Genomic DNA, 21,450 nt, shown 5'->3' with positions numbered 1-21,450 from the left:
AGGGTATTACGGATACAAAATATCAAGGCTTGAAAACACTCCATAGTAGAACTGACATTCCAAAAAAGAAGGGTAAGAAAAATCCGCTAACGCAAGAAGAAAAAAGGAAAAATAGAGAACTTTCCAGTGCGCGGGTAATGAATGAAAATGGTATTGGGATGCTCAAACGCTTCAAGATCCTCTCTGATACATACAGAAACAGGCGTAACAGATTTGGGCTGAGATTCACTCTCATTGCAGGGGTCTATACCATGGAATTAAAAAAATGAGAGTTTTCGAAGAGGTCTAATGATTGACTTTTCTCTTTTTGTGCGTCAAAATTGTTTATCATGGAGAGGTGGCCGAGTGGTTGAAGGCGCACGATTGGAAATCGTGTATACAATAATCTTGTATCGAGGGTTCAAATCCCTCTCTCTCCGCCAATATATACCCAACAATCTTTAGGAGTTACTAAGTTTTTAAGGCGCTTCAGTGGTCATTAATTCTGAAATCCAGTGTGTTTTTATTAGATTCAGTATGCTTGCAAAAATATATACATAGCTTGTCTCAAGTCTTAGGCTACCCTGAAAAAATCTATAGCTCGATAATTTTATACTCAATGCAGTAGGACGCTTTTCAATTAACGGAGCGCCATGACAGAGTATGGTATCTAAAACGAAACAAATTTCCTCCTATCGCATAAAAATTGTATTCTTTTTTTTATCTAAATTAATTGAGCTGTGAGATAAAAAGTTAAGAAATAAGGCATTTTTTGGTGTACTGTTCTTCAAAATGGATGTCACATGGCATAATTGATCGATTTTTGTTAAAAAAAAGCGTAATACATTGGATAGCGTAAAAGAGAAAAGTATCGATAAGTAAAGAAAAGGATATCGAGCAATCAAGCGTTTAGGAAGCTCAAAAGACAAAAAAGTGATTAAAAGCTTTATATCGAAAAGCCAAACGTAAAATAAAGTATTATGAAGGTGTAAGAGGGGTATTTATAAGAAATAAATGATAATATAATCGCAAGCTTCATCAGTAAAGTTTATAATTACCCAATCAGAACTATAGTTCACGAGTCAATAATGGACAAAACATACGATGGGATAGACGATGAGGAACTTGGAGAAGATTTTTTGCCACCTCGTAATTGCCAGAATTGCTTACTCTGTAGGCACTCAAGACAGTAAAATATTTACAGCGTTATCAAGAAGGCATTATAAAAGTCAATAAAATATATTAATTTTCAAATAACCTGAATGCTAAGTTACAAGATAAGGTTGAGCAAATAACATTTAACATTTTTATAAAAATGAGTGGTTAATGTAGAGTGATTTGAATTTAAAATTAGAGCTGTGACATTTTAAGTGACACAACTCATCAGAAGGTTCGTCATGCTATATAGAACAGGTGTACACCGCGGACTTAGGTATTGGTCAGCGTGGAATATCGCTGCTCTACAGTTTCAGTAAAATAAGAAAAGATTTGATATATAGCTAACTAACGATAAAATAGTTATAATAGAAGAAAATATATCTAAAGATATCGTATGCATTAGATTTTCCTTATAACGGTTTAGGAATTAAGAAGAAAAAGGGGTGAGCTATAAAGACTCTGGTAAATGTTTTAGAATGGGTCAGCAGACTATAGAGGGAGTACGCATTTAGAACCAAAATTAGTTTGCTACAAGCCAGCCAGCACAATTGACACGGAATGTTTAGAACACGCTATCAACAATATATCTTGAGCCTATCAGCCAGAGCAAGTGGAGCGTTTTGGGGTTAGTTCTGTTAGAATTTTGTAAGCCCTAAAACATCTTTGGGTTCGCTATAAAAAATCCAAAAGAGGATCCAAAAAAAGATTTATATTGTGCCAAAAGCGTGATGAATTAAAGAGCAAAGTTGATGAACTTGGAGTTGCGCATGATATACCAAGAACTCACAAATATTCTGTAAAAGAGCAGCCTTGTTACAAAAAACAGGATTGGGGTGTGTGTCAAAAATAGAACCAATGTCTACAAGCGCTTTAATGGGCTCTACTTTAGAGGAAATTAGATTCCTTACGGGTTTTGTAGAGGTATTGACTTATTGGGTAGAAGCAATGTTCCTAACCAACATCCCAGAAAACCGTAATGTTGTCCTGAATAATGCTCCTTTTCCATCAAGGTAAACCTATGCAGAAAATGATTAAGGATTCTGGTCATACTTTACCTAGCACCTTATTCTTCTGACTGTAATCCCATGGAAAAACAATCGAATTACGCCAAACAGATACGACGTTCTAGAAATGGTGCAATTGACACGCTATTCTACAGTTAGTTGTCAATATCTAAAATTATTTTATTCAAGATACGATGAATCTTTCTACATGTTTACTGTTTTTTAAAGCATTTTTTGTAAAGTATACAAAAATATTCAAAAGTGGTTCTATTTTGTGCAAAAAATTTTTAAAATTTTTTTGTGGGCCATTTCTCTTCAAGCCTATAGTGCAGGGGCAGATCTTATTTTCTGGATTCGTTCAACGGAAAAGCGTTTATGTGGAGATCCAGTACAGTGTCAACGGTATCTTGCATTAAGCCCAAAGGGTAAAGCTGTGGTGTTACAAGCATTGCTTCGTCGTAGTGAATATGTGGGAAGGATTTCAGAGATTCAGGTGATAAACTGGATTTTAAAGGAATACCAGTGTTCTTGACAGATTGGTCTATGAAGTTTAACGAAAAAATGAATAAAACAGATTCGTTTTCTTGGGTCATTCTGTTGTAAGTTCGTACAATGCGTGAAGTAATCCATTCATTGAAAAAGGCTTCGTCAGGAATAGTCCTTTTACACCGACTCTTTTTCCGCCCGAAGGTGCGAAATAAAGAATATTTTTATTTAAAATTTGTAAATTTTTTGAGTCCGAGGAAATAAGAATAAACCGTGTATTGGGCCAGGTTTCCGCAACAAACTGTAAGAGGTTGATACCGCTTTCCCCAGGCATATGACGATCTGTAATCATAAGATGTGCTCCATGGTGGCAATGTAAAACTTTTCGAGCCTGCAATCCATTGTTTGCCGTATAAATTTTCCAACTTACGGGCAGATGTTGGGTAAGATATTGGCTCATTACTGTAAGTAACCCCGGATCGTCATCTACGACGAGACACTTCATTATTTTAATAAATAATATTTTTTTATAATATAGCAAAAAAGTAAAAAATAAAAATTAAATACAATATTATTTTTTTTATATTTTTTTTTGAAATTAAAAATTGAGTAATAATAAATGTTTGGTCATGCTTTTTTTTTCAACGGAATCCAGGTAACATAAGAAGTATAAATTTAGTATCACATTGTCTATTAGGAGATTTTTTAATATTATGTCTGAAACTCACCCCTTAAGACTTTACCGTAACATTGGAATTATAGCGCATATTGATGCGGGAAAAACCACTACAACAGAGCGTATTTTATACTATACCGGACGCAGCCACAAAATTGGAGAAGTGCATGAAGGACTTGCCACCATGGATTGGATGGCACAAGAACAAGAGCGTGGTATTACCATTACTTCTGCCGCAACCACATGTTTTTGGCAAGGGTACCGAATTAATCTGATTGATACCCCCGGTCACGTAGATTTTACGATTGAAGTAGAACGTTCTTTACGAGTTTTAGACGGAGCAGTTGCGGTCTTTGATAGTGTTGCGGGAATTGAGCCTCAGTCAGAAACTGTGTGGCGTCAAGCGAACAAATACACCGTTCCTAGAATTTGTTTTGTAAATAAAATGGATCGTTTGGGGGCAGATTTTTTTCGCTGCGTCCATATGATTGAGGATCGCCTAGGCAGTAAACCCGTTGTCATCCAATTGCCTATAGGACGAGAAGGTGCTTTTATAGGGATCGTAGATTTGGTGGCGTTAAAAGCGATTTATTGGCACGTTGAAAGTCTTGGAGCAACTTTCACTATTTGTGATATTTCTCACTGGCTTTTTGACGATGCTCAGAAGCATATTGAGCAGTTTGTACAGGAGGTGAAAGCTCAGGTTTCTGCGGAAGGAGGAGCTTCCGACACACTTAATTTGCATATTAAAAATACATTGACTCCGGAGCTTGTTGAGGCTGTACATAAATATCGAGCTGCATTATTAGAGACGATTGCGGAGCAAGATGATGAAGTATTAGAGAAATTTTTAGAAGGAAAGTCCCTAACAGAAAAAGATATTAAAACGTGTTTAAGAAGAGGAACTCTTGCTTTTTCCTTTGTACCCGTGTTGTGTGGCTCTGCTTTTAAAAATAAAGGGGTTCAGACTTTATTGGATGCAATTATTGACTACCTACCTTCTCCTCTTGATGTTCCGGACGTAGAGGGAATTATTCCAGAAACGGAAACTATTGTCCATCGTAAAGCAGACCCAAGTGCTGCTGTCTCTGGGCTAGCGTTTAAAATTGCTACAGATCCATTTGTGGGATCGTTAACTTATTTTCGAATTTACTCAGGACGTCTTGAAACGGGTATGACCTTACTAAATACTATCAAGGATAAGAAGGAGCGTATTGGCCGTATGTTATTGATGCATGCCAATACTCGAGAAGATGTAAAAGAAGCTACCGCGGGAGATATTGTCGCTTTGGCAGGGTTACGCGAAACCACTACGGGAGATACTTTGTGTTCTATCCATCATCCTATTATTTTGGAGCGTATGGAATTTCCAGATCCCGTTATTTCTGTAGCAGTGGAGCCTAAGACTAAAAGTGATCAAGAAAAAATGGGATTAGCACTGGCTAAGCTTGCCTCGGAAGATCCCTCTTTACGCTTTTCTTCTGATCAAGAGACAGGACAAACATTAATTGCGGGAATGGGAGAGTTGCATTTAGAAATTATCATTGATCGAATGAGACGAGAATTCAAAGTAGAAGCTACGGTGGGGGCTCCTCAGGTTGCCTATCGAGAAACCATCTCTAGAACCTACGAAATTGATTATACCCATAAAAAACAAACTGGAGGCGCAGGACAATTTGCTCGAGTTAAAATTATTTTTTCTCCTTTGGAGCCAGGATCTGGCTTTGTCTTTGAAAACAAAATTGTTGGCGGGGCAGTGCCTAAAGAGTATATTCCTGCTGTAGAAAAAGGAATTAATAACGCACGTCAAACTGGTGTTTCGTTTGGTTTTCCCACAGTGGATTTTCAAGCAACCTTAATTGATGGTGCATATCACGACGTGGACTCTAATACATTAACCTTCGAAATTGCAGGACGCGCTGCCTTTAGGGAGGCGGCTGCTAAAGCAGGACCAAAAGTACTGGAGCCGGTAATGAAAGTAGATGTGGTGACGCCAGAGCTTTATATGGGAGATGTTATGGGAGACCTCAACTCTCGTCGAGGACAGCTTCAGGGAATGGAAGATCAGGGAAACGCTAAGATGATTAACGCACAAGTCCCTCTTTCAGAACTGTTTGGTTATGTCAATACGTTACGCTCTATGAGTCAAGGACGTGCAACTTACTCTATGGAATTTTCTCACTATGCTCTCGTGCCTGAAGCAATGTGCACAAAAATTCAGAAAAAAGAGTGGCGAGGGGGGTAGCTTTTAAATAAAAAAAAGCCAAGAAAACAGTACAATATCAATGAGTAAGATTTATAATTAGTAAAATTTCAAAAAAATCTATTGAAATCACAATTTGTAATCTTCTGTAGCGTAATGAATTAGTCAATAATCATCTTAATGACTCTTTAAAATTTTGCCAAAAAAGTTCAACAAGATTAAGCGCTAGGCTGTAGGGATGCAAGAAAATGACTCTGCACCCTACGTCTCCAATAAGCTTTCGTATCTTTTCTCACTGATGAAATGTCTCGTTATCAAAGATTATAAACTGACCTGAGTAACAAGAAGTTTTTAATCCATAAATTAAAAGACTCCGTATTACAGACGCTTTGGTAACTAAGAGGTCTTATAACCCCATCACATAAACCAGCAATCAAATGTTCATGTGCAAAGTATTTTCCAGACAATGCGCCCTTCCCCAGCTTCAGCCATACTAGTTATGAAAAAAATCTATGCCTCTTTCATAACCATAGATTAAATCTTTGGGGCTCATACCAATTCACTAGAATAAGAAAATAAGGAAAAGATGGCAGAAGAAGTCAGTGCGCTTGTAGGAAACAATCCATACACGGCTTTCCCCTTAAAAAGCGTGTATAAAAATTAGAACCTATCTTCACAATTCAAGATAAATGGATTAAAGATATGGAGAAGGAGAAAGAATAGCCTATCCAAGTGATTTAACACATCAATAAAAGTCTTTAACTGAAGGTTATTTTAAACGGGAAATGATAGAAAAAGCCGCAAGCACAGCCTAAGACTTTTGATAAATTCCATATTTATGAAATGAAAATGGAATGTTAACGGTGCTTCTTGCCTAAAGATTAGCTTTCCTAGACAACAGTCCATAGTTTTTATAAGAGCGCCAAAGGATAAAACAATCTAGGAAAAAAGGATGAGAGATCGTGAGAACTCCAGTCTCATGAAACTTGGGCGCAGTGCCGACTCCAGTGATAGTATACTCGATGCCCAAAGTGTACACACAACGGACAATACTGAAGAATGGGGTATTGATGGGAAAAAAGTCGTAACCGTCATAGTGTAACAGACACATAAGTTCATCTTTTGCACGCTAAAGTCCAGGAAACCAATATTCATGATACGGCTAGAGGCTGTGCTGTGTTTCAAAAAGTACTAAGAAAAAATCCAACGCTTAAGGGGGGTTACAAGAATACCCGTTATCGGAAAAGCAATGGACGGATACGTAAAAATCTTCTGAAAAATACACGTGATATATCAGCTCCCCGGACTCAACGGGGGGCTATTTTGGTCAAAAGATGAGGCGAGGAGCGCACATTATCTTGACTTAATCATTTCCAAGATGCGTCAAAGAGTATGAACTTTCTATATTGGTGGAGCAAAATAATATTATGATATGATTATATACTTTATGCTATTGAGTAGAAAACGTGTACCATTGTAAAGAGAAGCTCTAAGCAAACAATAGATAATTTATTATTTCTCTTTGAAACCAATCGAGTACTATAAAAAAAGTTCCTGAGATATAGAACACAATTTATCTCTCTGTTTCATCGTAGGGTTAAAGTGACTATTCTCAGATCTTTTTCCATTCCTCCATAAAGCGATAGAGATCTTCTTTGGTGTGGGATGCGCGTAGCCCGATACGCAATCGCGCGCTACCTGGAGGTACTGTAGGGGGGCGAATTCCAGAGACATAAATATTTTTAGCACGTAATTTTTTTTGTGTCTCCATAACCTGAGCTTCATTTTCTAAAATGATGGGAATAATGTGTGTTGTGCTGGTACCAATATCTACCTTTTGAGTACTTAACATGTTTCGAAATTCATCGCTAAGATCGTGTAAGTGGGCCCGTTGAGGCGCCATAAACTCTACCATCTTCCAGGCTTTGAGTGCTGCTGCAACACTGCAGGGTGAAGGCGCAGTAGAATAGATAAACCCCGAAGCTTTGTTCACTAGGTAATCTTTTAATACTTGATTGCATGCGATATATGCACCGCTTCCTCCCAGGGCTTTACTAAAAGTTCCCATAATAAGGTGGGGAACTTGATCCCACACTTGTGTGGTGGAATGTCCGTATCCTTGAGGTCCAAATAGACCTGTGGCGTGGGCTTCGTCCAAGTAAACAAACGTTTTATAAGCGAGCGCTAATGCATAAATTTTTTCTAACGGTGAGAGATCTCCATCCATTCCAAACAGGGTTTCTGTAACAATAAATTTTGGTCTGGAATCCTGAGCGTAGCGTTCTAATAAAGACTGAAGATGCTCCATGTCTAAATGGCGATACCGTACCCATTCACATTGGCTTGATATTAATGCTTGATAAATACTGGCATGATTTAGACGATCGCAAAATACAAGGGGTTGTGATTTCAAAACGCGTCGATCTAAAAGTGCGGATAAAACACTTACATTAGCTTGAAATCCAGAGGAAAAAAATAATGCTGCTTCTGTTTTTTTGTCTTGAGCAATGCGTGTTTCTAAACAATGATAAAGTGGATGATATTCTGCCAAGAGCCTTGACGCTTTTGCCCCTACGCCATAACGACGGGCCGCACACACTGCAGCGTCTACCACGTGGGGATGTTGGCTTAATGCTAAATAATCATTATTAGAAAAATCTAGCACATTCAAAAATTTTTCTTGACGAAAAATTGGTAATTTGCGATACTTACCTGTGTTATTTAGTGTTTCGATGTAAGTTTGATATGGAGTGTACACGTTTTATCCAAAAAGCTATTTGTAAAAATTCTCCCGTAGCTTGTCCTACACTAGAATACGCGCAAGCGTTATTTTCAAAACCATTTTTGCAGCTTGTGTACGACGCCCAATCGATTCACAGAGAAAATTTTCCTTCCGGTACTATGCAAATTAGCACACTTTTAAGCATCAAAACAGGGGGATGTCCAGAAAACTGCGCTTACTGCCCTCAATCCGCTCGATACAAAACCGGTATCAAGTCTTCTCCGTTGATGGCGCTAGATGAGGTGGTAACGGCAGCAAAACAGGCTAAAGCCTCAGGCGCAACACGATTCTGTATGGGAGCTGCTTGGCGTGGTCCAAAACCACAAGACTTGGATAAGGTCTGCGATATGATTCGGGCTGTTAAAGGGCTAGGCATGGAAACCTGTGTGACACTAGGGTTGTTACAGGAACATCAAGCAGTACAGCTAAAAGAAGCAGGCTTAGATTTTTATAATCATAATGTCGATACCTCGTTAGAGTTTTATGATAAAATTATTACAACGCGAACTTTTCAGAATCGTCTGGATACATTAGAAGTAGTACGAAATTCTGGAATCAAAGTATGTTGTGGAGGAATTCTTGGAATGGGAGAAACCAACGAGGATCGATTGCGCATGTTAGTTTTGTTAGCAAATTTAGATCCCCCCCCAGAATCTGTGCCCATTAATCGACTTATTCCCATTCCTGGCACTCCTTTAGCTGAATGTCAAGCAGTAGAGGGGTTAGATTTTGTACGTATTGTAGCAGTAGCACGATGTTTGATGCCTTCTTCTTACATTCGTCTTTCAGCAGGACGAGAAGACATGTCTGATGAGCTTCAAACACTATGCTTCATATCTGGTGTTAATTCTATATTTTATGGAGAAACTTTGTTAACAGCGTCCAATGCACACCCTGAAAAAGACTTGAATTTATTAAGACGCCTTGGAATCTCAGCAGAGTCTTTATCTAAATAGCGCGTTGGAAAATATTTAATCAAAAAAACATTTTGTGTTGTCAAACTTTAAATTATTTGACTCCACAGTTTGATACAAAAAATATAGAAGGCCGGAAGAAAAAACTGTTATCCCTTAATACTCCCCTGAGCATATTGTTTCAGAGCTGCTTTTAATAGATTTAGGAGGTAAGAAAAGATTTGCTATAAATTTTCTAAAAGAGAGAATTAATAAAATATTTCAGTAATTTAAACGATAAAAATTGGGAGCGTATTGAATAGTATGGGTATCACCGCTTAGATGGTGAACGAAGTCTTGTGGACGTTATTGTGTATGGGGTAAAACGGAGTATCAGTACGTGGATGTTCCCTAAAACTCTATCCCTGGAAGAGCGTTTAGGGTTAATTAAAGCGCCTCTTGAAGTGTAGCATTTTGGCAAAGTACTGAACGAGTGTGTGCAGAAAAAAACATCTGAAAAGGATCAAAATGCGCATTTTTCTTTCCCCATCATATCGATACGCAAAGCATGAAAAAGGCTACGAAAGAGGAAGTAGCCAGGTTTATGAGGAAAAAAGTACTCAGTTTTTGTACATCCAGTGCGTTTTTACGATAAAAAAAGCGTTACTGCGTTAGAAAACCTCAGGTGAAGGAGCAGTACTTCAGCTCAGAAATAGGATTATATTTGTTATAATTGTCAGAAAATGACAAATAGACCTACACATGGAAATAATCCAATAAAGACCAAAACGAAAGGAAAGTGTAATAGAATACATAGAATTAGGTCATAATGAAAAGACAAGGGCAACAATAGGTATTGCGAGTAAAAGTATCGCAAGTAGAGGGTGGATACAGTACGAAAAAGAAAAAGTGATCAAGCCTAAAGTACGATTAGGGAGCTAAAAAAAATAAATCTAAATCAGCTAAACATTTATACTAAAAAATAACGAAGATAACCCACGAGCCGAAATCGCTGTGCCATTTAACGCAAGCATTGCTTCTGTCTATAGAAAGCTTAAAGCTTAAAACTTAAGCTTTAGCAATGAAAAACTTTTATCTCTGGGAAGGCTTATGAAGACATCAATATTAAGAAACAGTCAACGATATGACGCCTGAACATCTTGTATAGAGTGACGAGAATGGAGCGGTTTGCAAAGATAGAGCATGAGAAAAAAAGCGGAAAGCGCTTAGGTAAGAAGCGTGATCACTATTTCAAAAGAACCCATAATATCACTGCAATATTTAATCGATCGCTCCCATGGGGTTTAATAGTTCTTGCAATACGGTATGAAGAACAGTGTTGAATCAAAACTCTAAAATCTGCACAATCGAGTAATTTTGGATCATGCCTTATTCCATAACACTCAGCAGAGGAAAGAATTAGTAGAATCGGTTGTCTGTGGGCTAGTCTTCTTTTCACCATATTCGCCCAATCTAACCCCCATTAAGACATTTTAGGATACTATAAAAGGATGAATTAAGCGTACCATTACTCAATGTACAGAATAATATAAAGTGGTACTTTAATTTTTTCAAATCCTATCTTCAAACTAAATTACTATAGCAGAAAAACTGTGCAAAATTTTTTGAGAAGGCTCTTTAGTCTATGCATAAATATCTTATCAAATTTTGAAACAAAATTACAGCTCACATCGGGCTTTAATCCCAACGGTATTGGGGAGAGTACGCATTGGATTGGCGGAATTGGGCCAAGGATCTTTCAAAAAATTCTGAACAAAACCGTCTCTATTTTGAATACTTTCTCTGTATCAGCGCTAGCTCTGTGTCCTTATGGTAAATTTGTTGAGACTATTAGGTACGCTACAGCAGCTGTGTAAGTAATATTCTATGTACCATACAAATCCAGAGCGCTACTATTTTTAGTGCACAATAATAGGTTCAAAAAAAATACATCCCCAAAATTTTTGCACAATGGTACATACTATAGATTTCAAAATTTTTTGGTATGAACTTTTTGATCCTTATTCTCTCCTCTCTCTGGTAATTTTTGAGACTTGAGCAAAACTTCCAGAGCAGTTCATCCAAGTTTGCACCTTGACGAACAGGAAAAATACTTTATAATTAGGGAAATTTTTCAAAATACATGGAAGTTATATATTGGACATGCTTCTTTATGACACGTTGTCGTTTCCTATGACAGAGCAACCTCGATCATGGATTTTTTCTTGTTACCAGTCTTATATGAGTCAAAGCTTTTGCTCTGAACGTGTTGGGGAAGAATTTCATGTACACCATAAAATATTAGAACCATTGTTAGACTATTTTATTCAACGCTTTGATATAAAGACTTCCTCCCCCGTTTCCTATTCCTTGAGTACAGAAGCACCCTACATTGTACGCGTTCTCAAAGCATTAATTGATGCTACAGTACGTACAAATCTTTATGTTCCTGATGCTGTCGCATTAACCATTGACATTCATCATGATTTACACGAAATTTCAGAAATTCAACGAATACCGGGAATGCGAGAACTTTACGTATTTCATCCCGAGGTGGAGGGAGTCCACTTAAGAGCTTCCCCCATTTCCCGTGGAGGAATTCGTTTGTCTGAGCGAGAAGATTATAGGAAAGAAGCCTTTGATTTATTACAGACCCAGCGCTTAAAAAATGCGGTGGTAGTACCAGATGGTGCCAAGGCGGTGCTGCGTGTTCGGCATGGAGTACGCCCAGAACAAGGATATCGTCGATTTGTTCAAGGATTATTAACCGTTATGGACAATCTAGATGATTACCATAAACCCATTGCAGCACCCGGAGTGCGGGCTTTAGATGAACCCGATTATTATTTAGTTGCAGCACCGGATAAAGGAACTTCTTCCTATGCAGATATTGCAAACAATATTGCTCTTACATCAGGGTTTTGGTTAAAAGATGCCTTTGCGTCCGGAGGCTCTACAGGCTATGATCATAAAAAATTAGGAATTACCTCAAAAGGAGTTTGGGTATCGGTGGAATGTCATTTACGTCAGTTAGGTCGAACTGTGACGCCGGATCATCCCATATCCGTGGTGGGCGTGGGAGACATGAGTGGAGATGTTTTTGGAAACGGCCTTTTGTACTCAAAAAATGTGAAACTCTTGGCAGCTTTTGATCATCGGCATATTTTCTTAGATCCCGATCCAGATCCAGAGCAGAGTTACCAAGAACGGTGCCGTCTTTTTCATCTTTCTAGCTCTTCTTGGATGGACTACGATCTTAAGGTTTTGTCTTTAGGAGGACAAATTATTTCAAGAAATTTATCTCAAGTACCTCTATCCCCCCTGTTGAGAACAATGCTTCAGTTACCTCATACTGTCACCACTCCTGAAGCATTGATTTCTGCACTCTTTAAGATAAAATGTGACGTTTTATGGCTTGCCGGTATCGGCACCTATATTGTAGACGTGGATGAGGAAGAAAGTATTGGAGATAAGTCTAATGCATCTTTACGGGTTTTTGGACAAGAAGTGGGTGCAACTATCATTGCAGAGGGAGCAAATCTAGGCTGTACTCAAAAAGGACGTCGTGCTTTTGCCAAAGCAGGAGGTATTATTAATACAGATGCAATAGATAACTGTGCAGGTGTGATGTGTTCGGATCAAGAAGTAAATTTTAAAATTTTATTTCAATCTATCTCTGTGGACGAGGTTACCCGTAATAGCATGATGCAAGAAATGACAGAAGAAATGATTCGTAAAGTATTAAATCAAAACTATTGGCAGAATATTAGTTTATACGCACTGCAGCGTTCAGAAAAGTATTCAGACCTTACGCGACCAGAATTAGCCGTTTACTTCCTAGAAGCGAAAAAGAATCTCAAAATTTTACTCAATCACGTGGACTTTAAATCCTCTTGTTGGAACCCATATCTCATGGAATATTTCCCCCGCTTGATACAGGAAAAATTTTCATCTTATGCGTTAAATCATGTATTACGACAAGATTTATTGTGTACTATTCTTACCAATCAGCTCGTTGACGTCTTTCCGAATCTATGGATAGAAAGAAAGATCAATGCTTTTTCGGCTTTAAATATATACCACGCTTTTGAACTGTTTCGCGTTCGTCAACAAATAGAAAATTGCAAGGACAATGTGGTACAAACACACCATTTTTTTACCTTAGTGGAAGAAGTGTTTCGTGCAATTTATACGCAATACCCTCAGGGAGACTTGAAAGATTACCTTCGCTTTAGAGTTCAATTAGAAGAAAGCTCTTCCCCCTTGTCAGTGATCTGGAATAATTTTATACAACATTGTCAGTTAGTCTTTAAAAATAATTTTGAAGCAGTAGAGATTCATGTATAAAAAAGATTTTAGTATAAATTTTAAAAAAAAGGATTTAATTAAACGTAAAATTTTTCTGAAAAAGTTCTTAAGAGGCGTATTTTAGTATTGGTTTTTCGCTCTTGCGCTCAATATATTTTTTCAAATCTGAATATTGCATACGACAATAAATATCTGCATCTTTTGCAATACAGTGAACAGCTTTTAAAGTACGGCTATGTCCAGGAGCATGACTATGAATGGAGGCAATACAAGGAACACCGAGAATCATAAGGTCTCCAAGAATATCTAAAATTTTGTGTCGTGCACACTCCTGAGGTAAACGAAATCCCTCGGGATTAATTGCGGTTCCGTCTTCATTTAATACCACTGCACACTCTAAGCCTCCCCCCTGAATAAGCCCTTTACTGCGCAAGTACTCTAAATCTGAAAAGCGAGAAAAAGTTCTAGCTGGTGCAATATTATAATAAAAATCATCATTAAGAAATGAAAAATTTGCCTCCTCTCGATACTGATCTGTCAGAGGAACAGACACTTGGATATAAGGAATATCAGGAGTAAGTGTAATGTAACTGTCCCCTTCGGACACATGTACAGGGGCTTTTAATACGATATATTCACTTTCTTCGTGAAACTCTCTCAGCCCTGCACGCTGCAGCATATGGACAAAATGTAAAGCACTGCCATCAAAAAAAGGAAACTCCTCTTCTGAAGCTTCAATAATAATATCGGTCACCCCCAGACCACAACAGGCCGCCAAGACATGCTCTACAGTCTTTACACAAAATGTACTAGAAAATCGTAATACCGTATGAAAATTTTCTATCTCAATATAGCGAGGATGTATGGAATACAAAACTCCATCAGAAGATTGACGAAAACAAATCCCCATCCCACTTGAAGCTGGAAATAATTTAAGAGTACTGGAAAAACCTGAATGGATGGCAATTCCCTGATCTGAAATAGCATGACGAATTGTTTTTTTATACTGATACATTGCGCTAGTTAGTACAAAAGCTTCACTCAGATAGTGTAAGCAAAAAATATACAAAGCACAAAAATATCTGCGTAACATTTTGTAACAATAGGAATTTTTAAATTTTTAAAAAGTTTATATTTTCTTCACAATTGTTGTGATAGAATCATAGGAAGTAAATGGCATATCAAAATTATGAAAAAATACATTTACACCGCTTTAAACGCACATGCTTTTCAATCAAGTCACAAACCTAACCATTATAGAGAGAATGAAAATACTTGGCTTCAGGGATATTATGATACTATAGATCCTGCTTTAAAAAAGCTATTTGAAGATGAAAAATAGACTATTAAACGTTTTTTTATTTAGAATCTGTATTCATGGATAAAGAAAGTGAGTATAGGAAAGCTAGAAGATAGTCAGAATGAGTCATCCAAAGGATTGAATAGATCATGAATGGGAGCTCACTAAAAATCATTGTGAATGGGGTAAGTATGGTAATAGAAGTAAACACTAGAAGAAAAATCGTGTTAATAGAGTAGATTACATAATAAAGGGCGGCTTCTCATAGCGAATGCTGCTTAAAGATTTTCTGCCATACTCCACTGTGCATTCGTTTTATCAAAGATTCAGGATCAAAGGAATATAGGAAAAGTACTGAGCGCCCTTTTCAAGATACGTCAGATAAAGGTTGGTGGAAGTGAGCACCCGAGCTATAGTAGGATTGATTAACACAGTGTCAAAACTGCAGGGGCTTATGAATAACGCGGCATTGATGGAGAAAAAAAATTAGTAGAGTTTGTGGGAAACGTTCTTAACAAGACAATTGAAATTTCAGAACCCCAGGATGGGCTGCTCTCGCCAAAAGATGGGTCGTTGAACGAAGCGTTGCTTGACTCAATCATTATCCAAGATTGTCTAAAGCGTACGAAATTGCTGTAACAGCTCTCGCAAATAGGGTGATGATCCCTAATTCTATGCGCTTATTAAAGCGGATCGCTCATCCGTAAATACAGGCTCTTAGTATGCACGCTCTTGGTTCAGGATATTATTTAAAACAACTAGGGTTCAGGTACAAAAAAAGTCTTCACTTACGTGAAGAAAAATCAAGAAAAGCGAGATGGCTATCTAGAAATCATAAAAGAGATAAAAACGCAAAGTCTTGTATATATTGATGAAAGTGGTGTTGAACGAACTATTTGCAAAAAAACTTTTTTTTCTTAAAAGAAAAAATCTCTGAACGTATTACTGCTGAAGGGGCTATTTCGCTAAAAATGCATACTAAAGGCAGGTGAACCAATGTGATGATTGCGCACTTCATGCCTCTTATTAAAAGATCTACATAATCTGTGAAGATACGGTATAAAAAAAAGAACCCATACTATTGGCGCACAACAATAGAACAATGCAGATAATTTCACTTAAATCCGAGCTAACAATACTTTCTTTAAGCCTACATCGTTTCTATACGAGAGAACATTTTTAATGGTTCTTACGAGAATTTCCATCGGGTGTGTTGTAGCTATTGTCACAAATATCATGACGATCGCGCTTAGGCATCCAAGTTTTTTTCTACCTTTCTTTGTAACGTTTCAAACACTATAATAGGAATGATTAGAAATCCCATCATTACAAATGCTAAAGCACAAGCTGCAGGCCAGTCATGATTGACAAAAAATTCATACCACAATAATCGACCAATTGTAATACATTGTTTTCCTCCTAAAATTTCAGGAATAATATATTCTCCGATGGCAGGGATGAATACAAGGCTGGATCCTGCCAAAATTCCAGGCCCTGAAAGGGGGACTACTATTCTCCAAAATGCTCCCCAAGGGCGGCATGCTAACGTATAGGCAGCTTCTAACAGAGTAGGATCAATTTTCTCTAGTGTAATATACAAGGGAAAAATCATAAAGGTAAGATAAGAATAGACGATTCCTAATAAGACGGCACCTGGATTATGAATACAGTGAAGGGGAGCTATTCCAAAATATTTTCCCAAAAGAAAATTAATAAACCCATGGGTTGAAAGAATATTTGTCCAGGCACACATACGCACTAAAAATGACGACAGAAACGGTAGCGCTACTAAAATTAACCAAAACACACGCCACGGTTTAGAAAATCGCGTAATGACGTAAGCCATAGGGTATCCCAAAAAAAGACAAATCACGGTGGAGGAAAACGCAAGGTACAAAGAGGTTAAATAAGCTTTACAGTACAACGCCTGAGAAAGAACTCGATAATAATTAATAAAAAATAGCCTAATCTCGACACCATAATTCTCTGTATACCGAAGCAGCGGTGTAAACGGTGGAGTATCCACTTGGGGTTCAGAAATGCTAATAATCATTAAAATTCCTAAAGGAATAATTAAGAAAAGTCCAAACCATCCGTAAGGAATAATAACCCAAAATGAGCGCCACTTTTTTCCAATACTATAAAATTTCTTAATAATTTTTTGGAACACCTAACTAAACTATTATTTTCATTAACAGCACAAAGCATAGCGGAATTTCTAAAGGAGCACAAGGTTTTCAGAGAAGATGACTCTATAAAGCCTTTCGATTTTACTTTATTGCTCAAGATAAATAAAGAAAGCTTTTTTCAAGAATTTTTTAGAATAATGAGATTTTTTTTACCAGAGCGTGTCCTTAAATTGTTTTATGTTTTTACTCCAATAAGAATGCTGGCTACTATTAAATTGGTTCAATACCACTGCGTTCTTTGTAAATGTGTTTATCGTTCGGTATCAACATTAATCAATTATTTTTACCGAGAATAACAGCGGTAATTTCGCGATCTAATAAAAAATCTTTGTAGCTCATCATCATTCTACACCTTATTAGCCAACAAGTATGGTCAACTATCAAAAAAATTTAATGGAATTGCTTATTGCGATTCGTGTGCTTCTTCGTCTCTTTATTTAAAACAAAGTAGCACGCATTTTCGTACCAAAATCTCTAAAGACTTGAGTTTTTTGTCCTCCTATTACACCCTGCTGTATGTTGTGGTGCCCTTTAACGTTTGACATCTATTCTGGGCTATTCGTGATAGCTCTTCTTTTTTAAGATTGCCCCTATGCCATCCAACTTATCAATGATTAATAGCGTATGCGTAAAATTTACTCTAATTTTTTTCACACTGTTTCATCAATAGCCATTCTTTCCATCGCTATGCTTACTTTTTCCGTCAATCACAAGAGTATACCGATTAAATTGGGTTAGAGAGATACCCTAAAGAGAGTCGTGTCATACAAATATAAAACAATCCTTTTTTGTTCTATAGGAGTGCTCTGAACCATCTCAAGAGCTATAGATTAATTGTCAAAACCTGTCCTGAATCAATAGAAATAGTATCTAAGTACCACCGCACTTATTCATCGTCATTATAAATACTTTGCTTTAATATGAAGACCAAACAAACGATCCAGAGGCTTATTCATCTATAAATGAAAAATCATTCATGAGCATTACAAATAGCTGTTACCCTATGATGACTGTAGAATCAGAGCGTTCACTCAAGAGCAAGTTCTTAATCCATTCAATCAGTCTAGTCTTCTTCATCATAGATACTGCCAGGCCTAAAGCATTCAAGACGTGGGATAATACTGTTTCACACGATAATGTATGCCTGCCTTCTTAAAAAAAATGTAGGCCGATTTATAAAAGTTCAACTCACTCTTACAAATTTTTTTATTTCTTTGATATTCACATTAACTTTAAACGCTAATTATAGGGTATCATTCTTCAAGTCCATAATAATCACTTCCCTCATAATATCCTTCTATTTTTCTTTTATTGTTGTTAGACTTGACATCGCGCATTGGATAGGGATAGTGGTAGAGATAGTGGTGAGCTGTTTTCTTTTCTTTCTTTTTTAAAGACTCTTGAAGAGCTTTTATTTCATTAGCCAGTTCGTCATCAGTCAGTTCACTCACTGGTTTTAACTGGTTTTTCTTTAAGACGTATCCATCTTCTTTCTTTTTTAAATCTTTTTCTCTAACTCTTCCAGCCTGTACTTTTTCTTCTTCCCCAATTTCTTTAGCCTGTACTTTTTCTTCTTCATATTTTTTCTTTTCTAATTTTTTTTTTATAGCAGAAAAATCGGCTTCTAAAATCTTAAGGTAAGCATCTATAAATTCTAATTTTTTCTCCTTATTTTTGAGCTTCATATTAGCAGCAGGAGAAACAAGCTTCATCATGTCTTCTTTTTTATCTTTACCTTTTTTAATGGATTCTTCTAAATCTTTCACTTTTTTTATAGCATCTTCCATGTCTGTTAACTGATCATGTTTTTTTAGTTGATTAAAATGTTTCAGAATAGCATCTTTATTCTCTTCTAAATTTTCAGGAGTTGGCTTTAAAGTTAAAATTTGTTTAACCTTTCCAAAAAATTTATCTGAATAAGATGCATACGACAAAGCAAAGAGGGGACTCATTAAATATATGAGTAAATATTTTTTATACATAATTTTTTCAGTTAAATATTACAAAATAACTTTACTATAATTTTATTTTTTTTTTGCTAATTTTAAGAAAAAATTTAAAAATATTATTTTAAATATTCATATCTAGTACATAAATTAACTGTGTAGTAGAATAATTTATCATTAAGAACAAAAAAAACCGAAAGAGCGTCGTATAATTTAGCGCTCTAAGACAGTAAAAAAAATTACTCCACACTTTACAGATTCTATAAATTTTTTTATTTTCTTGAATTTATTGAAGGGCACCTTGGCCCAAATATTACCAAAGTATAGCAGTTTTATTAATAATTACTCTATTCGAAGCTTCAAATAGAATAGTGTTTCAGGAACCATTAAATGTCATTGGCGCAATGGATTTCATGATGTATCAAACCTGCATAATATTCGTTTTCTCATAATGTGTACCAAGCCACACGTTTTTCATTTTTTGGTCTCTGTCTATATCTTTGCACATGTTTAATTTAATACGGGTTTCATTAACATACACAAGGTTTTTTCAAAAAAATATCTTTAATAGCTTACCAGTACTGATCTTGGTTTTCTTCTGTAGGGGTAAAAGGCTTTTTTATTTCTGAAGTCCAGCTTTTTGTATCCCAGTACAGTATACCCTGTACTTACGATAAATTCAGGACCTATGTTACTAAATTAAGTATCATAATCCCTTTTTTATAATCAAATTTATTATTATAAAATAAGAATTTTTTAGCTTCATAGTTTCTTTCTTATATTTATTATTCCATCTACTTACTATCTCTCTCTATCTCTCTGTATACCTCAAAAATTTCTTATGCTTCATTTTTTTAATTTTTTAAGGGAATTTATTACGCGCTTTCTTAAATTTTTACTATATAGATTTGGTGTCATTTTTTATTTTTATTATCACATTTTTGTACCTAATACAGTATTATTTACTATCGTTTAGCACCCCGACTATGCATAGTAGCGTCGGAGTGTCCTCCTAATAATTGGCCAGCCTTTTTTTAGATAATGCAAAAATGATACAAATTAAAAAGTTTTATCTTTACACTATAAATAATCAAAAAAAATCTAGAAACCTTTATTCTTAGAAAACGATCTAATAGGAGTGTTCCGTGAATTTAAACTTCCCCCTTTTTACACTCATTATGTTTATTCTGTCCCCTTTGGCGCGGGGGATGGATCCTATTAAAAGCAGTATTTCAGAGGATGCAGTTATTACTGGATATATCCAGATCAGAGCTTCTCAACGTGTCCTCACCTCTCAAGGCCCAGGCTCGTTTTCTGTCAGTGCATCAGTACTTGGTGGTAAAAATGCTATTGGAGAATTTAGCTTTGGGAGCCCTATACCAAAACTGGCTACTCCTGCTTCCGCTACTATGTATTTTCCTGTTAAACGTACTGTTCCTACTCAGGTTTTTCTAACCAATTCAGTAGTCCCGGTAGAAATCGTACCTGCAAACATCGCTTTCAGAAGATTGAGGTAAATAAAAATTTTTAGATAACACAGTTACATTAATTTGGGGCTTTTTAAGAGTGCGCCCCAAACTTATACTGTATCCAGCGTAGGATATCTCTGTGTATAGCTTAAAAATTTTGGATGCTCCTGAGGGAGAGTAATTTGGCTTAAACATGTCCACGTATGAAAAGTACCTTTCTCTTGTTGTTTTCGTGTAAATTCTTTCTCTAAGTCTTGGATCGTATATCCCAAAGCTTGAACCAGACGTATCGTGGTAAAGCATATGTTCATAAGATCTCTTTCCAGAGTAGAGCTTTGTTGAAGGATATGTGCTTGGTGAACAAGATGCTGAGCAATATTTAATTCTGTTTCATGAGGATGCTTTTGCTCTAGAAAATTTGTAAGAATAGAGGAGGAGAAAAAATTAAATTGTTCTTGATGGTTGAGGCACAAAAGAGCCTGAGCTGCTTGGACTACGTCTGAAAGTTCGCTTAATGCATGGAGTGTGTTATGGTGGGTTAAATCTTCCAATGCTTCTTGAGCTTCTTCAAGAATTTTCTTTTTAGCGTATGTCGAACGCTCCGCCAAAGCAAGAACACGATACACTCCTTCAATGTTATGTTCCTGATTTAAAGCTTGGACTCGATCTCTCACCAATTTATCACACAAAAAAATCTTCTTCATACTAACTCTATTCGTTTTTGATAAAATCATTGTACAGAATAAAAAGAAAATAAAAAGCAAAATAGTTTTGTTTCATCAAAAAAAGTGCTTATTTTCTCTATTATCCTAAGTTAATTCTTGTATACTATAATTGGTAACATAGTTTAGTATTTAGGCCAGAGCCTACACACATAAATAAACTAAGAGGTATAAGGAAAGAGTTCAAACAAATTTCGATAAAACGTATTAAATCATTATGAACTATGCCAGAAACACGCAGGACTAACGGTACAAGCTTTGAAGGTCCAAGATCTTTATCCAATAAACACCGTCCTTTAAGGGGAACACCCTTACTGGAGACCTAATTTTGGAAC

General features: G+C 36.4%; 19 protein-coding genes and 1 tRNA gene. 13 read left to right on the top strand and 7 right to left on the bottom strand.

Annotated features, from left to right (window positions below):
• The 5 genes from HCUR_RS03470 to HCUR_RS03455 all read left to right on the top strand — a co-directional run.
• Nucleotides 1-269, top strand: a 269-nt coding sequence (locus HCUR_RS03470; RefSeq protein ID WP_207760901.1) for a transposase family protein, incomplete at its 5' end; no start/stop codon positions are given.
• A 62-nt stretch (nucleotides 270-331) separates the two neighbouring features.
• Nucleotides 332-422: transfer RNA gene (locus tag HCUR_RS03465), tRNA-Ser, on the top strand.
• A gap of 1,427 nt (nucleotides 423-1,849) precedes the next feature.
• Nucleotides 1,850-1,987 (top strand): hypothetical protein, encoded by a 138-nt coding sequence (locus tag HCUR_RS08495; protein ID WP_165780714.1) that lies wholly within the window; start codon nucleotides 1,850-1,852, stop codon nucleotides 1,985-1,987.
• Between the two features lie 23 nt (nucleotides 1,988-2,010).
• Nucleotides 2,011-2,151 carry a hypothetical protein gene (locus HCUR_RS08490; RefSeq protein ID WP_165780713.1) on the top strand — a complete coding sequence of 47 codons (141 nt, stop codon included), beginning with the start codon at nucleotides 2,011-2,013 and terminating at the stop codon, nucleotides 2,149-2,151.
• A 264-nt stretch (nucleotides 2,152-2,415) separates the two neighbouring features.
• A complete protein-coding gene (locus HCUR_RS03455; protein WP_104206759.1) occupies nucleotides 2,416-2,673 on the top strand; it encodes a hypothetical protein in 258 nt (85 codons plus the stop codon).
• Between the two features lie 57 nt (nucleotides 2,674-2,730).
• Here HCUR_RS03455 and HCUR_RS03450 read toward each other — a convergent pair whose 3' ends face one another.
• Nucleotides 2,731-3,132 carry a response regulator gene (locus HCUR_RS03450; protein WP_104206758.1) on the bottom strand — a complete coding sequence of 134 codons (402 nt, stop codon included), beginning with the start codon at nucleotides 3,130-3,132 and terminating at the stop codon, nucleotides 2,731-2,733.
• A 208-nt stretch (nucleotides 3,133-3,340) separates the two neighbouring features.
• On the opposite strand from HCUR_RS03450, the gene fusA reads away from it, so the two are divergent.
• Both fusA and HCUR_RS08485 read left to right on the top strand, forming a co-directional pair.
• Nucleotides 3,341-5,548: an elongation factor G gene (gene fusA, locus HCUR_RS03445; RefSeq protein ID WP_104206757.1), complete on the top strand. Its 2,208-nt coding sequence runs from the start codon at nucleotides 3,341-3,343 to the stop codon at nucleotides 5,546-5,548.
• A 910-nt stretch (nucleotides 5,549-6,458) separates the two neighbouring features.
• Nucleotides 6,459-6,608, top strand: a complete 150-nt coding sequence (locus HCUR_RS08485) for a hypothetical protein (protein WP_165780712.1) — start codon at nucleotides 6,459-6,461, stop codon at nucleotides 6,606-6,608.
• Between the two features lie 510 nt (nucleotides 6,609-7,118).
• Here HCUR_RS08485 and HCUR_RS03440 read toward each other — a convergent pair.
• A complete protein-coding gene (locus HCUR_RS03440) occupies nucleotides 7,119-8,264 on the bottom strand; it encodes an aminotransferase class I/II-fold pyridoxal phosphate-dependent enzyme (protein ID WP_104206756.1) in 1,146 nt (381 codons plus the stop codon).
• Between HCUR_RS03440 and bioB the strand changes: the two genes are divergently transcribed.
• Nucleotides 8,252-9,244, top strand: coding sequence for a biotin synthase BioB (gene bioB, locus HCUR_RS03435; protein WP_104206755.1), 993 nt, complete (start codon nucleotides 8,252-8,254; stop codon nucleotides 9,242-9,244). The two genes, HCUR_RS03440 and bioB, sit on opposite strands and share 13 nt — an antisense overlap.
• A 1,183-nt stretch (nucleotides 9,245-10,427) precedes the next feature.
• Here the strand turns inward: bioB and HCUR_RS07780 are convergent.
• The gene (locus HCUR_RS07780) at nucleotides 10,428-10,643 is read right to left on the bottom strand and encodes a hypothetical protein (RefSeq protein ID WP_129591886.1); all 216 of its coding nucleotides are present in this window, start codon (nucleotides 10,641-10,643) and stop codon (nucleotides 10,428-10,430) included.
• A gap of 701 nt (nucleotides 10,644-11,344) precedes the next feature.
• On the opposite strand from HCUR_RS07780, the gene HCUR_RS03425 reads away from it, so the two are divergent.
• Nucleotides 11,345-13,528 carry an NAD-glutamate dehydrogenase domain-containing protein gene (locus HCUR_RS03425; protein WP_104206753.1) on the top strand — a complete coding sequence of 728 codons (2,184 nt, stop codon included), beginning with the start codon at nucleotides 11,345-11,347 and terminating at the stop codon, nucleotides 13,526-13,528.
• Nucleotides 13,529-13,595: 67 nt separating this feature from the next.
• On the opposite strand, the gene lpxC is transcribed toward HCUR_RS03425, so the two are convergent.
• On the bottom strand, nucleotides 13,596-14,504 hold the full coding sequence (gene lpxC / locus HCUR_RS03420) for a UDP-3-O-acyl-N-acetylglucosamine deacetylase (protein ID WP_165780710.1): 909 nt from the start codon (nucleotides 14,502-14,504) through the stop codon (nucleotides 13,596-13,598).
• A gap of 174 nt (nucleotides 14,505-14,678) precedes the next feature.
• Between lpxC and HCUR_RS08480 the strand changes: the two genes are divergently transcribed.
• From HCUR_RS08480 to HCUR_RS09810, 3 genes are all read left to right on the top strand, one after another.
• Nucleotides 14,679-14,831: a hypothetical protein gene (locus tag HCUR_RS08480; RefSeq protein WP_165780709.1), complete on the top strand. Its 153-nt coding sequence runs from the start codon at nucleotides 14,679-14,681 to the stop codon at nucleotides 14,829-14,831.
• 456 nt (nucleotides 14,832-15,287) lie between these two features.
• Nucleotides 15,288-15,428 (top strand): hypothetical protein, encoded by a 141-nt coding sequence (locus tag HCUR_RS08475; RefSeq protein ID WP_165780708.1) that lies wholly within the window; start codon nucleotides 15,288-15,290, stop codon nucleotides 15,426-15,428.
• Nucleotides 15,429-15,581: 153 nt separating this feature from the next.
• A complete protein-coding gene (locus HCUR_RS09810) occupies nucleotides 15,582-15,710 on the top strand; it encodes a hypothetical protein (RefSeq protein WP_279337555.1) in 129 nt (42 codons plus the stop codon).
• 328 nt (nucleotides 15,711-16,038) lie between these two features.
• Here the strand turns inward: HCUR_RS09810 and HCUR_RS03415 are convergent, their stop codons facing one another.
• Complete coding sequence (locus tag HCUR_RS03415) at nucleotides 16,039-16,959, bottom strand: ABC transporter permease (RefSeq protein ID WP_104206751.1); 921 nt, start codon at nucleotides 16,957-16,959, stop codon at nucleotides 16,039-16,041.
• Nucleotides 16,960-18,231: 1,272 nt separating this feature from the next.
• Nucleotides 18,232-18,960, bottom strand: a complete 729-nt coding sequence (locus tag HCUR_RS03410; protein ID WP_129591885.1) for a hypothetical protein — start codon at nucleotides 18,958-18,960, stop codon at nucleotides 18,232-18,234.
• Between the two features lie 1,109 nt (nucleotides 18,961-20,069).
• Here HCUR_RS03410 and HCUR_RS03405 point away from each other — a divergent pair.
• Nucleotides 20,070-20,441 carry a hypothetical protein gene (locus HCUR_RS03405; RefSeq protein ID WP_104206749.1) on the top strand — a complete coding sequence of 124 codons (372 nt, stop codon included), beginning with the start codon at nucleotides 20,070-20,072 and terminating at the stop codon, nucleotides 20,439-20,441.
• A gap of 62 nt (nucleotides 20,442-20,503) precedes the next feature.
• On the opposite strand, the gene HCUR_RS03400 is transcribed toward HCUR_RS03405, so the two are convergent.
• Nucleotides 20,504-21,097 (bottom strand): nucleoside triphosphate pyrophosphohydrolase family protein, encoded by a 594-nt coding sequence (locus tag HCUR_RS03400; RefSeq protein WP_104206748.1) that lies wholly within the window; start codon nucleotides 21,095-21,097, stop codon nucleotides 20,504-20,506.
• Nucleotides 21,098-21,450 lie beyond the last annotated feature (353 nt).

The sequence above is a fragment of the Holospora curviuscula genome (assembly GCF_002930195.1).
Taxonomy (GTDB): domain Bacteria; phylum Pseudomonadota; class Alphaproteobacteria; order Holosporales; family Holosporaceae; genus Holospora; species Holospora curviuscula.
Note: the sequence above shows the minus strand (reverse complement) of the source record. Positions and strands in the feature narration are given on the sequence as shown.

Coding starts and splice junctions, on each gene's coding strand:
- HCUR_RS03400 (WP_104206748.1), bottom strand. CDS start 21,097: ATGAAGAAGATTTTTTTGTGTGATAAATTGGTGAGAGATCGAGTCCAA.
- HCUR_RS03410 (WP_129591885.1), bottom strand. CDS start 18,960: ATGTATAAAAAATATTTACTCATATATTTAATGAGTCCCCTCTTTGCT.
- HCUR_RS08490 (WP_165780713.1), top strand. CDS start 2,011: ATGGGCTCTACTTTAGAGGAAATTAGATTCCTTACGGGTTTTGTAGAG.
- fusA (WP_104206757.1), top strand. CDS start 3,341: ATGTCTGAAACTCACCCCTTAAGACTTTACCGTAACATTGGAATTATA.
- HCUR_RS08480 (WP_165780709.1), top strand. CDS start 14,679: ATGAAAAAATACATTTACACCGCTTTAAACGCACATGCTTTTCAATCA.
- HCUR_RS08485 (WP_165780712.1), top strand. CDS start 6,459: ATGAGAGATCGTGAGAACTCCAGTCTCATGAAACTTGGGCGCAGTGCC.
- HCUR_RS03425 (WP_104206753.1), top strand. CDS start 11,345: ATGCTTCTTTATGACACGTTGTCGTTTCCTATGACAGAGCAACCTCGA.
- HCUR_RS07780 (WP_129591886.1), bottom strand. CDS start 10,643: ATGGTGAAAAGAAGACTAGCCCACAGACAACCGATTCTACTAATTCTT.
- HCUR_RS03450 (WP_104206758.1), bottom strand. CDS start 3,132: ATGAAGTGTCTCGTCGTAGATGACGATCCGGGGTTACTTACAGTAATG.
- lpxC (WP_165780710.1), bottom strand. CDS start 14,504: ATGTATCAGTATAAAAAAACAATTCGTCATGCTATTTCAGATCAGGGA.
- bioB (WP_104206755.1), top strand. CDS start 8,252: ATGGAGTGTACACGTTTTATCCAAAAAGCTATTTGTAAAAATTCTCCC.